This window comes from Arthrobacter sp. 2MCAF15 (assembly GCF_052115605.1).
Classification (GTDB): Bacteria; Actinomycetota; Actinomycetes; order Actinomycetales; family Micrococcaceae; genus Arthrobacter.
Genome location: NZ_JBFRGZ010000030.1, coordinates 1 through 13,627, shown reverse-complemented (window position 1 = coordinate 13,627; position 13,627 = coordinate 1). Strand labels below are relative to the sequence as shown.

Here is a 13,627-nt window from a genome sequence, read left to right as displayed (position 1 = left end):
ACGTGTCGGGTAAGTGGGGGCGCCGGGCATGACACGGCGCGGTCCGGTCTTACGTCCGGCTGATGGACAGATCGCCTGGTGAAGGACTTGCAGGCAGATAGGAGTACGTTCGGGCCGCGTCCTTTTCGCGCGGGTCCGGGGTGTGGATGGACGTGGGTGCCGCGCCCGGTGGGGGCGCGGCCAGGGAGGTCACGGCCGCCGAGGGCACACAGGCCGAGTGCATTGATGCAGGGTCGGTGCAGCTCGATTCGCATGCGCACGTCGCCGACGGTTCGGCCGTTCGGCTGTTGCCCGTCTGGCCGGGACCCGACGGGGTCGCACGGGGCGGCGCCATGGAGTCGTTGGCGGTTGTGCCGGCGCGCTGGTCATGGGCGCCAGGATGTGATTCGAGGCTCTGTGCCGTTTGGGAGGACGTCCCCGCGGGTTCCGTGGAGGAAGTCACCCCAGTCATGGCATGGGCGCCATGCATTCCGGTCATGATGTGCATCCCGAGGAATCCGGCCACGACGGCAAGAACGCCCATCAGCAGGAGTCCGCGGCGGAGGGCAGCTGCGGCATAGTTCATGAGTGCTGCGGCCACGGTGTTGTCCCTCCGGATAGCAGTGTCGGGCGTCGGACAGGCTAAGGCTACAGGCTGGGCGTTGGCCGGGCCGTCGCCGGGACACGTGCTGCCGGTGCCTGCCGATCCCGCTCTGTCAAGCAACGGGGGAGCAGGGACGCTGGCTGATCACCCGAGCCGCCCCACTCACTCCAACTTCTCGGACAAGAAGGGGCAACACGATCAACGCCACACCAACCCTTGAAATGCTCGAGCCGGTCACCCTGAGCCTGGACATCAACGTCCGCAAAGACGCGGTACTGTCGCCCGACTTCACTGCCAGCATCAACGAACACAGCGTGATGGAACCTGTCATCGCCCACCGCAAGGATTACGGCCTTAGTGCTCGCCGAGGATCTCCACAAGTGCGTACGAGAGGCCGAATCCGACGGCGATCGCGATGCCGGTGGCGGCGCCGGCGTCCCGGAGCCCCTCCGGCACCATGCGGGTCGTTACGTTCGTCAGGACGCCGCCGCCGGCGAAGGCGAGCGAGAAGGCCACCACCTCGGGCCGGGCTGCCTGAAGCAGCACTGTGAAGATGGCCACCGACGCTGCGCACAAGAGCGTCATGGCCAGCCAGGCGGACATAACGTGGCGGGTGGTCATGCCTGACTTGCGCAGCGGTCCGGTGTCGGCCATGGCCTCGGGCACGCCGCAGAGGAAGACAGCGGCAAGCACCGCGGCACTGATGCCGTAGCCGCCGAGTAGCGCCCCGGTGATAACAACCGCTTCGGCGACCACGGACAGCCCGATCACTAGGAACCTGGGCTCGTGGACGGGAGGTTCGGACAGCCGCCGGCCTCGCACGGCACCCGTCACCACCCACGCCGTCGCCACGGCCCCGCCGATCAGTCCCACCCCGACATAACCGCTTCCGCCGGCCAGCCGCCCCGCCTCCGCCACGAGCTTGTAGGCGACGGCCGAGAGCAGGGCGCCGGCACCGAGCCCGGTCAGGATGCCGAGCAGGACGCTGTTGCCAACGCGCCACCGCAGGGCGAGCAGTCCACCCAGGAAGTACGAGGACCCGGCAAGCAGACCCCAGCCAAATGCCTGCAGCATCGGCGCCCCTTTCGGCTTAGGCACTAAAGCCCCGTGCCTAGGCATCATCCCGAACGGACACGGGAATGGCAAGGGCCGCGCGCGAGGCGCAGCGGTCTGGAAACTGCGCTCCGGTCCCGGAGGAAGGGGCCGAGCATCATGGCGACAGCAGCCCCTTGGAGAGAACCGGGCCCATACGGAGACCATCTTCCAGCCCATGATCGAACTGCTGGGGTACATAGATGACGAACACTGGAACGCAGGAGGCTGAAGGGGTGACTTTGCATCGGTCGAACAGCTCAGATCTTCTGTGGCGACGAGAGCGTTCTCCGCATCACTTGGAAAGGCGATGACGGGAAACAGCCGAAGGACTACGACGTCGACTGAAAGCCCTGCCTCCCACGCCAAAACAGCTTCGCTGCTCTAGTGCTGCGCTTTTCTCCCGTCCGCAGAGGGATCCTGCAGCGAGCGGTCAGGCCGGGTCAGCTGCAAGGACGTCTTTGCGGATTGCCCAACGGCCGATGGCTGCCGCTGCGCCAACGGTTGCCCATGGGATCAGCAACCAGGGCTGCCAGCCGAGACCCAGGACGCTTCCCAGCAGCCAGAATACGAGGGTGGGCACCGCGAAAAAGGCTCCGATGTGGATCCATTGATAACGGACCGGGCGCAAAAGGTAAGCCAACACCCAGGCCAGTGGCGCCGCAAACACCAGGGAAACTCCGAAGCCATAAAAAACCACCATGCCCAATAAGCCCCACACGTGGCCGGCGTCGGTGCCGTCGCGCGAGGCGGGCACACCATAGCCTGCCGCCACCAGAAGAAGTAGCACGCCCACCCACAGCGAGGTGGCGATGAGCCAACCCTTGATCAACGCGTACGCATCCAGGACCACTCTGTGGGACCGGACTGCCCGCGGCTGCGCCGCATTCCCCAATGCCATGGGGCTCAGCCTACCGATCCGCAAAGTGGCGAGTGACGGGGGCCGCGGGGACCCAGGTGCTATTTACAACGGAAAAGGTCCGCAAGGCATTGTGCTCGAGGGCGACGCCGTGGTGGAGGACAAAGAGACTGAGGCTAAGTGGGCGAAGGTCTTCGCGAAAAACCCGCACGGGGGGGTCATGCAGCACCCGTTCCGTACGGGCGCGTGATCGCCTCGAGGAAATGTCCGTCAGGATCTGCGAAGTAGACGCCGCGTCCGCCGTCGTTGTGGTTGATCTGCTGCGGGCGGGATCGTCCCGGGTCTGCCCAGTAGGGGATGCCCTGGGCCTGGATCCTTGCGAAGATTCCGTCGAAGTCCTCCTCGCTGACCAGGAACGCATAGTGCTGCGGGGAGATGGGCCGGTCCGTCGTAGCAAAATCGAGAGCTACTCCATGGTCAAGCGGTACGGTGATGAAAGACCACATAGGTTGGGGTTCCGGCAGCCCGAGTACGTTGGCCAGGAACTTCGCCGAACGGCGCTTGTCTGTTGCGTAGATGATGGTGTGGTTGAAAGTGACCGTCATGGTGGCCTCCTTGGGTGTGGTTATCAGACACCATCTGACGTCCAGCCTCTGGAAGAATTCAAGAGAGCGGGGGAAGTGCAGTGTCGGAGGCGGGCACGGTTGCCGCCAAGCGATCGCAGGGCCGTGCCGCTTCGGCCAGGACCCTAAGCCCATGCCCTGGCAACCAGGTCTCCTGTGGGACCGAGGATGAAGTCCACGTTGAGAGATGAGCTGGGCCCCTCACCCATAGAGATCTTCTCGTCGAAAGACCCAAAGGTGGCCGGCAAGAAGTACCCCACGTTGTCCCAGTAATACTGGAAGACATACGTGAGGGGATCTTCGATCGTATCCAGGTCCTCCCCAAGGCGGTGCACAACAATGGCCCTTTGGCGGACCTCTTGCGAATTCGAGCACCAGGGCAGAATCAGCCCTCCAGCATTGGCCATATTTCCAGGCGGAACCTGGTCCGTGTCCCTCGGAATGATCCCCAAGGGATCGCCCGGGCCAAAGAGGGGATTCCACTCAAGGTCCTGGTAGAACAGGTTCATGCCCGCATCGGCTGGCTGTCCCGGCAGGCGGGTTCGGTTGGTGAGCCTTTCCAGGCCTGAATTCCACAGGAGTGGTCCTCTGCGGTCCTGGGCGCCGTACGAAACTTTCTTCCGGTGCGCGGAAATGGACACCCGCGCCGCGTCTTTGGCGGCCCTAGCCGCAGTTACCGACTTTGGGCCTGGGGGCGGATGCTCGAGATCCATCCTTAACTTCTCCTGTCCAAGAGGTTACCGAAGCGCTCCCGTGGTGGACCGCAGGCGGCTCCGCTTGGGAAGAGCTCAAGGGATCCATTGTGGTCCGCCGTGCAGCGGTTGTTGCGGCATGAGGGCTCGGTCCGGACGGCTATTGGCCATCAGAGGCATGGCTCTCGTGTGAACTTTGCTCCGGTGCTTGCCATGCGTCAAGGGACTATGGGCACTGACAGCCCGGATAGTTTCGCGTCCCCGGGCAGCAGCAAGGGCTGCGCCACACACTGTCCAAGGATGAACTCAGCATTGCCGGATGAAATGATCGGACAGTGATCGACTTCGGACTTGTGCAATTGGCAGGGGGTACCGTCTCGCTGCACGACGCCCGACGTCAGCGCAGGTGGAGTGTGGATCTCGTGCCATTTGAAATCGGGTGCGTCCCCGTGACTGAAGAACTCTACGCGCGCGTGTCAGGGCTGGCGCCGTCCATCTCCCGCCGGCCTGCGACAGACATGACCTGGTGGGATGTGATTCGTTTCTGCAACGAGGCTTCTGCACTCGCGGGTCTGCCTGCTGCGTACACACTGGACAATGGCGAGGCGGAGTGGCACCCGGAGCGTCCAGGCTACCGGCTCCCGACCGAAGCGGAATGGGAGCATGCGTGCCGGGCGGGGACGTCTGGGCCGCGCTACGGCGATCTTGGCGAAGTCGCATGGACCGCGGCCGACGGTGTGCCGAGTCCGCAAAACGTGGGCATGAAACGACCCAATACCTTCGGCTTGTTCGACACGCTCGGCAACACCTGGGAGTGGTGCTGGGACTTCCTCGATCCCGCTCGATACGGAGAGTACCGCGTTTTCCGGGGTGGGGGCTTTGCTGATGAAGCGTGGAGCGTACGAGCGTCGGTCCGACGCGGGGGTGCCCCCGATATGCATCACGAGGATGTGGGGTTGCGGATTGCTCGGGGAGCCGTAGCTGGCGGCGACACGGTGCAGGGGTGGTCCGCGCGCACCGATCGTGAGCGCGCCCAAATGCCCGGCCCACGCCCCGCCGGGTGGACTCCGCGGCAAGACATGTAGGGCCGTGGTTGTGTGTGCGGGTATAGCGGTCACGTTACTGCCCGGCAGCTCGGGTTGGCTGGCCGGACGTCGAGCTCCTCGAGAGACCGGATTTCTTGAAGACATTTCCCGGATTCATGGCCAAAGAGAAGCAGCCACGATGACGGCCGGGGCAGGGAGCACATCATGGCCCAAGTGCGGCAGGATGTGGGTTATGTCAATTGATGTCGAAGCGGTGCGCCGGCAGACCCGTGGTGTCCTGAGCGTGTCTCACCTGAACAATGCGGGAAGTTCTCTGGTCCCCAGTCCCGTGTTGGAAACCGTGGTGGCTCATTTGCGCCGTGAGGAAGAGATCGGCGGCTATGAGGCGGCGGAGGAGGCTGCTGATCGGCTGGAGGGCGTGTACTCCTCGGTGGCCCGGCTGATCGCGGCCCGGCCCAACGAGATAGCCCTGGCCGAAAACGGCAGCCGTGCCTGGGCGGCGGCGGTGTACAGCTTCCCTTTCGTCTCCGGAACCCGCGTGCTGATCGGACACACCGAATATGCCGGTAACGTGATTGCGCTGCGGCACCTTGCGCGTCGTCATGGTCTGCAGCTTGTGGTGCTCGACGACGATTCCCACGGGCAGGTTGACGTGGAGCACCTGCAGCGGGAGCTTGAGCGCGGAGACGTGGCAATGGTGGCCCTGACCCATGTGCCTATGGCCAACGGGCTTGTAAATCCGGCGGCGGAGGTTGGCAAACGCTGCCGCGCTGCCGGGGTGATGTTTGTGCTCGACGCATGCCAGTCGGTGGGCCAGATGCCGTTGGACGTGCAGTCATTGGGCTGCGACGTTCTGGCGGGCACGGGGCGGAAGTTCCTGCGCGGACCACGCGGCACCGCGTTCCTCTATGTGCGCGCTGGAGTCCTGGAACGGCTTGAGCCGGCCATGCTGGACGGGCATTCCGCCGTTCCGACCGGTGCCGGGGGCTTTGAAGTTCGCGGCGATGCCCGGCGTTTTGAGAGCTGGGAGGCAAGTGCCGCCGGACGGCTGGGCCTGGGCCGGGCAGCAGACTACGCCCTGGCACTGGGGCTGGACGCTGTTCAGGAGCGTGTTGCCGCGCTCGCGGAGCGGCTGAGGGGCGAACTGGCGGCGGTTCCCGCGGTCACTGTCCATGACCGCGGGATCACCCGGTGTGGCATCGTCACGTTTTCGGTGAAGGGAAGCGACGCCCGGAACATCAGGAGCCGGCTGGCGGACCAACGGATGAATGTCTCCGTGGCGCCCCTATCTGTCCTGTCCGACACATTTCCCGCAGGCATGCGGCCGGGGGAGGACATGGTGGTGCGGGCCTCGGTGCACTACTACAACACCGAGAGCGAGCTACAGCGACTGGTCGACTTCCTTCGGTGAACGTCGCGGGGGTACCTGACGGTACCCGTGCACCGGCCAGCCTAGACGGCTTCGGCCAGGGTCATGGCGTAGCGGTTCTGCCGGTCGGTCCATTGCCCGACGGCGGCGAACCCCGCTGTTTCGACCTCTTCAACCACGCCCTCAGGGCGGAACTTTGCCGAAATCTCTGTTCGCAGTTCCTCACCCTCGTGGAAGTGGACGTCCATGGCCACTCCGGGGAGGCGGACCAGCATTGGTCTGCTGGCGCGCAGCCGCATCTCGATCCACTCCTCCTGGGGCTTCCATACCGCCACGTGCTCAAAGGCCATAACGTCGAAGTCGGCACCCAGCTCGGCGTTGAGGACGCGCAGCACGTTCCGGTTAAACTCGGCGGTGACTCCTTCCGCGTCGGCGTACGCCGGAACCAGGATGTGTGGTGATTTCACCAGATCCGTGCCGAGCAGCAGCGAGCCGCCGTCGTCGCCGAGCAACTCGCGGACGTCGGCGAGGAAGCGGGCTCTGGCCTCAGGCTCAAGATTGCCGATGGTACCCCCGAGGAACGCGATCATGCGGCGTCCCGTCCGTGGCAGTAGGTGCAGCTGGGTCTCGAAATCCGCGGCCACAGCCTGCAGTTTGAGGTCGGGAAAGGCCGGAGCCAATTCGCTTTGGGCATCCAGCAGTGCGGTGTCGCTGACATCCACGGCAACGTAGCGGCGGAGGGATCCGGTCTTCGTGAGGGCGTTGAGCAGCAGCGGGGTCTTACGGGATGATCCGGACCCGAGCTCGATCAGCGTCTCTGCAGGGCTCGCAGCCGCCATCTCCGCTGAGTAGAGCTCCAGCACCTCACGTTCGGCCCGCGTCGGGTAGTACTCCGGCAGCCCGGTGATCCGCTCAAACAGTTCGCTGCCGAGCTTGTCATAGAACCACTTGGGCGGCAGCGTTTTTGGCGATGCGGTGAGCCCGGCGCGCACATCGGCGCGCAGGCTGCGCCCCAGGTGGTCCGGAGGCAGGTGGTGAATGATTTCGGAGCGTTCGGTGGAGAGGCTCATGGGGCCACCTGTTCCTTCGTGAGGTTGGGAATCGGACGTATGTCGACGTGATCTGCGGTTGCGGTCAGGAGGCAGTTGTCCGGCACTTCGTGCCAGCCGGGGCCGTCGTCGGATGGTTCGCTGGCCACCACGAGGCTCCCGGGGCCGGTTCGCCAAAAAAGGGTATCCCCGGCAGCTGTGGCCGCGATGTGCGTGCCGTCGGTGAGCAGAAAATTCAGCCTGGCACTGGTGGCGGCGGTGACACTGCGGACTACGTGCGTCAGCGCATCGCCGGCGCTGTCCCCGCCGGCGAGCTGTTCGAGGACGAGGGCCCAGAGCAGAGCTGAGTCGACTTGGGCTTCGAGTGCCAGCAAGCGGGACGTCGGAAGCCCCGCGGCCAGACCTTCCAACGCGTCCGGCCAGCCCTCGACGCGTCCGTTGTGGCTGAAGAGCCAGGGGCCGCTCGCGTACGGGGCAGCAGCTGACTCCTCCTGGGTCATCCCTGATGTCGCGGATCGGACGGCCGCGAGAACGGCCCGGCTTGAGGTAACTCTGGCGACGTCGGCGAATGACCTGTCCGCCCAGATCGGTATGGCGCGGCGGTAACGGGCAGGCAGGGGATCGCCCGGGGCGTACCAGCCGACGCCGAAACCATCAGCGTTTACCGTCCCGTTACGCTGACGCCTGGGCGCCCACGACTGAGTTAGCAGCCCATGGCCGGGGGTGAGCAGCAGGTCCGCGAGCGGCATCGGGGATCCGATGTACGCCAGATGCCGACACATGGGCTAACGCACCTCGGCCGGTGCGGCGTCGCGCGCTGTGCGGAACCCGGCAAAAATCTGCCGGCGGATCGGGTAGTCCCAGTTCCGGAATGTCCCCCGGCACGCAGCCGGGTCAGCCGCCCAGGACCCTCCGCGCAGCACCTTGTAATCAGACCCGAAAAACACTTCGCTGTATTCCCGATACGGGAAGGCGTTGAATCCGGGGTACGGGCGGAAGTCACTGGAGACCCATTCCCAGACGTCACCGATGAGCTGGCGCACTCCCAGCGGTGATGTTCCTCCCGGGTAGGAGCCGGCCGGCGACGGCCGGAGAGCCGACCCGCCAAGGTTCGCGTGATGAGGTGAAGGATCTTCGTCGCCCCACGGGTAGCGGCGCGAGCGTCCCGACTGGGGGTCGTACCGCGCAGCTTTTTCCCACTCTGCCTCCGTTGGAAGCCGGCGCCCGGCCCAGCGGGCGTAGGCGTCCGCTTCAAACCAGCACACGTGCTGCACCGGCTCGTCCTCGGGCACCGGTTCAACGACGCCGAACCTGGTCCTGAACCACTGGTGACCGTGGCGTTCCCAGTACTTGGGTGCCACCAGCCCGGCTTCCCTGACATGGTCCCATCCCTGGGCCGTCCACCAGCGAGGGTCGTTGTAGCCGCCGTCGTCGATGAAAGACCGGTAGGCGCCGTTGGTGACCGGAACGGTGTCGATCCAGTAGCCCGGTACATGAATCTCATGGGCTGGCCGTTCATTGTCCAATGCCCACGGCTCCACCGAAGTCCCCATCATGAACGGCCCGGCAGGGACCAGCACCTCTTTGGTCAGGGAGGACCGGTCCGGTGGCAGGACGTCGGCCGGCAACGGCCGGGCCTGCAGGACCGGGGCGCCCACGCGGAGCTGGTGCGTGGCCAGCATCGTCTCGTCGTGCTGCTGCTCGTGCTGGATGATCATGCCGAATGCGAAGCCCCGATCCACCAGCGGCTGGCCTTCCAAGGGGATCCGGTCCAGGATGTCGAGTGTTTTGGTGCGCACTTGGGCAAGGTACTTTCGGGACTCCTCCGGCGAGAGGAGCGGCAGCGAGGGCCTGGCGCTGCGGGGATGCTCGAAGGCGTCGTACATCTGGTCGATGTCGCACCGCACCGGCTCCATATTGCCGACGTCGCGCACCAGCCAGATTTCCTCCTGGCTGCCGACATGCGCCAGGTCCCAGACCAGCGGTGACATCAGCGGTGAGTGCTGCTTCAGCAGGTCTTCCTCGTCGCACTCCGTCAGCGCATGCGTCCGTTTCCGTGCCCTTTCCAGCCCGTCGGCGATGAGCGCCCTGAGAGTTTCCGGATCGACGTCGGACCCGGGAAGGTTATCTGGCATTTTCGGAACCCTTCTCATACTCTGGCGAACAAAAATAGCTGCCGGTTCTTTGCCACCTGCCCACTCGTTCGTCCGCAGGGCTCCGGCCCCGCGCCGTATAGCGGTCAACGAAATCTTCCGCCCGGTTTCTCGTGGCGGCGTCGGCCCCCAATCGGGGCAATGCCATCAGCGCGGCCTCGGCGCAGCCGAGGGCTGCGGAGGCGAGCGCAGGAGCCGCCAGCGCGTCATGGGCCGCCGTCCGGATCGGATCGGATAGGGACACAAGCGGGGCGCAGGCCTCTTCGGCGAGGTCGGCTGCGCGCGCATCGTCCATGAGCGCGATCACCATGGCCGTGACCGCCTCCCAATCGCTGCCTTCCTGTGCATCGATCACCCTGATCTCCAGGAACCCCCGTGGCCGGACAGGCGGGAACAGGGTTGTCAGGTGGTACGTCAGGTCATCCAGCGTGGCTGGCCTCGGGCCTTCCCCGCGCAGCCAGTTTCGCATCGTCAGCCCCGGCGGGGCTTTCCAGGAAGCCGTCTCCGAGGGAATGCAGAGCACGAGTGCATCCAGTGCGTAGCGTGCCCAGGCGAGGCGGGGGTCCGCGGCGCTAGGGACCGCGGCGGTCCGGGTCGGGTCCGTGGCCAGCCACATACGCTGACGGTTGCTGTGCCAGCCGCTGGGGACGCCGTGTAGGAACGGGGAGTTGGCAAACATGGCTACGAGGACCGGCAGGAGATTGTGCAGGCGGGCCCACCGTTGTTTGGCGCCGGCGGTGCCGGGGCTGTCGAATCCGGCGTCCAGGGAAATCTGCAGGGAAGCCGTGGAACACATCATCGTGCGCCCGGCAGGGCCGCGGCGGTCGAAATGGTGCTCCATTGCGGCGTAGCGAGGATGATCCAGTGATCGCAAGGGCGGCCGATTGGGGTCCAGCGCCAATGAGCCGAAGCATAGGCCGCCGTCCGCAAGCAGGGCCTCAACGGCGGCAAGGTCTGCGCGTGTCGCCGCGACTAGTGCCGCAAGATCAGCCGCGCAGGCGGAGCTGATTTCCAGCTGACCTCCCGGCTCAAAGGTGATCACGCCTCCGCCAGGCAACGGTTCCGCCGACGCCGCCACGGCCTCGCTGACCCGTGCAACGGGCACCGGGAGCCTGTGGTTCGCGGCATCGTGGACCAACCGCTCGACCTCCACTCCGGCAGGACCCGGCGGCCCTGTCTTGAAGCACACCGAGGCTACATACACCTCGGCATCGGACTCGGTGAGCGGGCGGATGACACGCCCGGGCAGCCATGCAGAGCTCACGCCACACCATTCCTTCCGCGGCGGTTGTCTTCAGGCAGCAAGCTAAACAGCCCTCTTTCTGCCTTGTCAACGATTCAGCCACTCGCAAGCACTTCCACGGGGGCGAAAGGACGGTCTTCCCGACGGTCAGCCGGCTGCGCCGCGGCGGTCGAACATCCGGCACCCGACATGGCTGTCTGGTTCAATGTCCGGTGTGATGGCGCCGGAACAGCCTGGCTGAGACTTAGCGTGGGAGCACTCATCTTCCTGGCGCTTGGCCGCCCTCCATTGCGCGCGGTACCGGAACGGACTCGGACCCTACGCACCGGGTAACTGCTTGCCCGGCCCGGTGAACCTGGCCGCCTCCGGCTACGTGTGATCAGCGAGGCCAGTAGATTCGGCCTGCGGATACTGAAGTCAGGAAATGATCATGAAAAAGGGCATCGGGCTTGTAGTCCTTGCGGGTGCGGTGGGGCTGGCCGCACTCACCGGGTGCGGGCCGTCGCCGGGCGGCGGGGCGTACCCGCCGGGCACGTCATCGTCCGGTTCTTCGTCGGCCGGTGCGGGGGCGGCCTCCGGCTCGGCGACGCCGACCCCGGGCCAGTCCGCCGTGCCGGTCCTCAAGACGGCCAGCACTTCCCTGGGCAGCGTCGTGGTTGATGACAAGGGAATGACCGTCTACGTATTCGACAGGGACACGGCGAATTCGGGCAAGAGTGCCTGCAATGCCGACTGCTCGGGGATGTGGCCCGCGGTCAGGGCCACGTCCTCGACGCCACCGGTGACAGGCGTCACGGGCATAGTTGGAACCATCAGTCGGGACGACGGAACGATGCAGGTGACCGTCGACGGCCTGCCGGTGTACACCTACGCGAACGACGCTGCAGCCGGAGATGTGAAGGGCCAGGGAGTCGGTGGAACCTGGTGGGCTGTTGCGCCGGACGGTGGCAAGGTAGCAAGTTCAATCTCAGGCTACTGAGCCGCCGACCTGGCATAGGGTCACTGATCGTAAGCGGCCGGTGTTGTCGGGCTGGAGTTAACGGGCGGGGTCGGCCCGGCTAGCCGCCGATGTACGACATCTCGATCTTGTGAGCGGCGGATAGGGTCTCGGGGGTATTCGCTTGGGGGGTGTGGGCACGGCGCAGTTCCGAGTAGCGGTCCGTGCGCCCGCCCCAGAGGGCTGACAATGCAGCGGAAAGCTCGACGTCGGACGCGCCGCCCCTCAGCAGCGCCCTCAGATCCGTGCCGGCTGTGGCAAACAAACAGGTGAACAGCTTTCCGTCGGCGGAGAGCCGGGCCCGCGTGCAGCCGCGGCAAAAGGCCTGCGTCACGCTGGAAATGACTCCGATTTCGCCACTGCCATCGGCGTAGTGCCAGCGGTCCGACGTCTCGCCGGGGTAGTTGGGCGCCACTGCCTCCAACGGGAACACTGCGTTGATGCGGGCCAGGACCTCGGCGGAGGGCACCACCTCGTCCATTTTCCAGCCGTTGGACGCACCCACGTCCATGTACTCAATGAACCGCAGGATAACCCCGGATCCCTTGAAATGCCTCGCCATATCAAGAATGTCTTGGTCATTCGTCCCACGCTTGACCACCATGTTGATTTTCACCGGCCCGAGGCCGGTGGCCTGGGCGACCTCTGCCGCGTGCAGGACTTTGGCCACGGGATAGCCGACGTCGTTCATGGCCTGGAAGGTCTCCTCCCGGAGGGAGTCAAGGGACACCGTCACACGGTTCAGCCCGGCATCTTTGAGGACCTGTGCCTTCTGCGCTAGAACCGAGCCGTTCGTTGTCATGGCCAGATCTGGCGCCAGCCCGTCAGGGGTGCGCAACCGCGCCAGCATCCGGACCAATACCTCAATGTCCTTCCGCAGCAGGGGTTCCCCGCCGGTCAACCGGATCTTCCGTACCCCGTGCGCGACGGCGATGGACGCCAGCCGGGTGATTTCCTCAAACGAAAGCAACTGGTCCCGGGGCATGAAAACGAAATCCCTGCCGAAAATCTCCTTGGGCATGCAGTAAACGCAACGGAAATTGCACCGGTCCGTGACGGAAATCCGCAGGTCCCGCAGGGGCCGGCGAAACGTGTCGGTGATGGGAATGGCGTCCATGCATCGCCCTCTCCAAGCGGTAGTAGTGCCAACCGCCTGTAACTCTCAGCGTATGCCCCGCTCCAGGCCCTCACAATGGGTCGGGTTGAATGCCATGGAACGGTTTCGACGACATGGTGTCCAAAACCGCAGTAGCGCTCCAACACCCCGACGTGAGATCAAGAAGCCCGTTCTTCTCATGCATGCGCTGCAGGACCCTTCAACGCCCTTTCATGTGTCACGGCAGGTCTCCGATCTTCGCCCGGATGTCGTCCAACTCGTTGCCTTCGACACCGTGGGTCATTCACACGAGTGGAATGCAGAGTCCAAGCGATGGGAGGACGCAGCGGCTAGCTTGTTGGAATCGCACTAGACACTAGAATTCGGTACCACCGGAATCGCGGCTGGACGGCTCTTCGTGATCAATTTCGCGACGAGTATCTTTAATTGCATTCTTCACGGCGCGGTAAATTACCCCATAAAGGGCATACATAAATATCGCCGCAAAGATCAACGGTACGAATAGTGTGAGAGTGAAATCCAAGTTGGAGAGCTCCATAGATCGGTTGAGAGGACTTTCGCAGGACATCGCCCTGGCTGTTGTAACTAATGTTTAAGACACCCCAGCCAACAGATACGCTAGCGACGCTACCACCACGATTTGCACGGGGTTTCGTGGCTCTTCACGGTTCGTGGGGAAAGTGATTCCCGGATGAGTGTCATGCCGCCGTCCGGACGGCACTTCTCATGAGGATAATCGATTTGTAGTTCCCGGCGTTTCGGTAGCCGCGGGCGGTTCGTTTGATGTGCTTGATGCTGGTGTTG

The 13,627-nt window shown here is 64.7% G+C and carries 14 protein-coding genes; 3 read left to right on the top strand and 11 right to left on the bottom strand.

What is annotated here, in order from left to right; translation table 11 throughout:
• Window positions 1-49: 49 nt before the first annotated feature.
• The 5 genes from AB4089_RS21675 to AB4089_RS21655 form a co-directional block, all read right to left on the bottom strand.
• Entirely contained in the window at window positions 50-580 is a 531-nt protein-coding gene (locus tag AB4089_RS21675; protein WP_441411338.1) for a hypothetical protein, read from the bottom strand.
• A gap of 357 nt (window positions 581-937) precedes the next feature.
• Window positions 938-1,657, bottom strand: a complete 720-nt coding sequence (locus tag AB4089_RS21670; protein WP_441411337.1) for a ZIP family metal transporter — start codon at window positions 1,655-1,657, stop codon at window positions 938-940.
• Between the two features lie 451 nt (window positions 1,658-2,108).
• Window positions 2,109-2,576, bottom strand: coding sequence for a hypothetical protein (locus AB4089_RS21665; RefSeq protein WP_441411336.1), 468 nt, complete (start codon window positions 2,574-2,576; stop codon window positions 2,109-2,111).
• Window positions 2,577-2,752: 176 nt separating this feature from the next.
• A complete protein-coding gene (locus AB4089_RS21660) occupies window positions 2,753-3,139 on the bottom strand; it encodes a VOC family protein (RefSeq protein ID WP_441411335.1) in 387 nt (128 codons plus the stop codon).
• Between the two features lie 143 nt (window positions 3,140-3,282).
• Entirely contained in the window at window positions 3,283-3,666 is a 384-nt protein-coding gene (locus AB4089_RS21655) for a hypothetical protein (protein ID WP_441411334.1), read from the bottom strand.
• Between the two features lie 518 nt (window positions 3,667-4,184).
• On the opposite strand from AB4089_RS21655, the gene AB4089_RS21650 reads away from it, so the two are divergent.
• Both AB4089_RS21650 and AB4089_RS21645 read left to right on the top strand, forming a co-directional pair.
• Entirely contained in the window at window positions 4,185-4,934 is a 750-nt protein-coding gene (locus AB4089_RS21650) for a formylglycine-generating enzyme family protein (RefSeq protein WP_441411333.1), read from the top strand.
• A gap of 193 nt (window positions 4,935-5,127) precedes the next feature.
• Entirely contained in the window at window positions 5,128-6,306 is a 1,179-nt protein-coding gene (locus AB4089_RS21645; protein WP_441411332.1) for an aminotransferase class V-fold PLP-dependent enzyme, read from the top strand.
• A gap of 41 nt (window positions 6,307-6,347) precedes the next feature.
• Here the strand turns inward: AB4089_RS21645 and egtD are convergent, their stop codons facing one another.
• The 4 genes from egtD to egtA are packed head-to-tail and all read right to left on the bottom strand — an operon-like array spanning window position 6,348 to window position 10,730.
• Window positions 6,348-7,334, bottom strand: coding sequence for an L-histidine N(alpha)-methyltransferase (egtD, locus tag AB4089_RS21640; protein WP_441411331.1), 987 nt, complete (start codon window positions 7,332-7,334; stop codon window positions 6,348-6,350).
• Window positions 7,331-8,095 carry an ergothioneine biosynthesis protein EgtC gene (gene egtC / locus AB4089_RS21635; protein ID WP_441411330.1) on the bottom strand — a complete coding sequence of 255 codons (765 nt, stop codon included), beginning with the start codon at window positions 8,093-8,095 and terminating at the stop codon, window positions 7,331-7,333. Before egtC ends, egtD begins: the two co-directional genes overlap by 4 nt.
• Before the next feature lie 3 nt (window positions 8,096-8,098).
• Window positions 8,099-9,448: an ergothioneine biosynthesis protein EgtB gene (gene egtB, locus AB4089_RS21630; protein ID WP_441411329.1), complete on the bottom strand. Its 1,350-nt coding sequence runs from the start codon at window positions 9,446-9,448 to the stop codon at window positions 8,099-8,101.
• Window positions 9,438-10,730 (bottom strand): ergothioneine biosynthesis glutamate--cysteine ligase EgtA, encoded by a 1,293-nt coding sequence (gene egtA / locus AB4089_RS21625; protein ID WP_441411328.1) that lies wholly within the window; start codon window positions 10,728-10,730, stop codon window positions 9,438-9,440. The genes egtB and egtA overlap by 11 nt, the downstream gene beginning before the upstream one ends.
• A gap of 409 nt (window positions 10,731-11,139) precedes the next feature.
• On the opposite strand from egtA, the gene AB4089_RS21620 reads away from it, so the two are divergent.
• Window positions 11,140-11,688: a COG4315 family predicted lipoprotein gene (locus tag AB4089_RS21620; RefSeq protein ID WP_441411327.1), complete on the top strand. Its 549-nt coding sequence runs from the start codon at window positions 11,140-11,142 to the stop codon at window positions 11,686-11,688.
• 79 nt (window positions 11,689-11,767) lie between these two features.
• Here the strand turns inward: AB4089_RS21620 and moaA are convergent, their stop codons facing one another.
• Both moaA and AB4089_RS21610 read right to left on the bottom strand, forming a co-directional pair.
• Window positions 11,768-12,823, bottom strand: coding sequence for a GTP 3',8-cyclase MoaA (gene moaA / locus AB4089_RS21615; RefSeq protein WP_441411326.1), 1,056 nt, complete (start codon window positions 12,821-12,823; stop codon window positions 11,768-11,770).
• A 355-nt stretch (window positions 12,824-13,178) separates the two neighbouring features.
• Complete coding sequence (locus AB4089_RS21610) at window positions 13,179-13,346, bottom strand: hypothetical protein (protein ID WP_441411325.1); 168 nt, start codon at window positions 13,344-13,346, stop codon at window positions 13,179-13,181.
• Between the last annotated feature and the right edge of the window lie 281 nt (window positions 13,347-13,627).